Genomic DNA, 697 nt, shown 5'->3' with positions numbered 1-697 from the left:
CCGCCGCTGCGATCGGCGTGCCCTCGATCTGGATGACTTACATGAAAACCTATGACGGCCCCGTCTCGGATCACTTCGACGGCCTGCACTTCTTTGATCCGGATGGTTCGCCGCCGAAATCGCTGGGCGAGGTGCTGCGTTGGCAGTTCGGGGGGCGCCGCAAGCGCGAGGTCTGGCCGGAATGGGCGCCAAGCCCCCATGCCGATACGCCGCCGCCGCGCGTCGAGGGCGACAAGGTGCGGCTGTGCTTCGTCGGCCATGCCAGCTGGCTGATCCAGACTGGCGGCCTCAACATCCTGGTCGATCCGGTGTGGTCGATGCGCGCCTCGCCGTTCAGCTTCGCAGGTCCCAAGCGGCACAACGATCCCGGCATCGCGTTCGAGAAATTGCCCAAGATCGATGTCGTGCTGGTGTCGCACGGCCATTACGATCATCTCGACGTTGCGACGCTTTCGAAGCTGACGTCTGCGTTCGGCCCTCGCGTGGTAACGCCGCTCGGGAACGACATCACGATGCGTGCGTCCGACACCGCGATCAAGGCCGAGGCGTTCGACTGGTACCAGCGCGTTGAGCTTGGCAACGGCGTTGCCGCGGCATTGGTGCCGACGCGGCCCTGGTCGGCGCGCGGCCTGTTCGATCGCAACAAGGCGCTGTGGGCGAGCTTCGTGCTGGAGACGCCGGCCGGCAAGCTCTACAT

1 protein-coding gene is annotated in these 697 nt (G+C 65.6%); it reads left to right on the top strand.

All coding sequences use genetic code 11. The features are described from left to right. Positions 1-32: 32 nt before the first annotated feature. A partial coding sequence (locus NS334_RS16785; protein ID WP_153002811.1) for an MBL fold metallo-hydrolase occupies positions 33-697 on the top strand: 665 nt, incomplete at its 3' end.

It is taken from the genome of Sphingomonas endophytica, assembly GCF_001476895.1.
GTDB classification, from domain to species: Bacteria; Pseudomonadota; Alphaproteobacteria; order Sphingomonadales; family Sphingomonadaceae; genus Sphingomonas; species Sphingomonas endophytica_A.
Note: the sequence above shows the minus strand (reverse complement) of the source record. Positions and strands in the feature narration are given on the sequence as shown.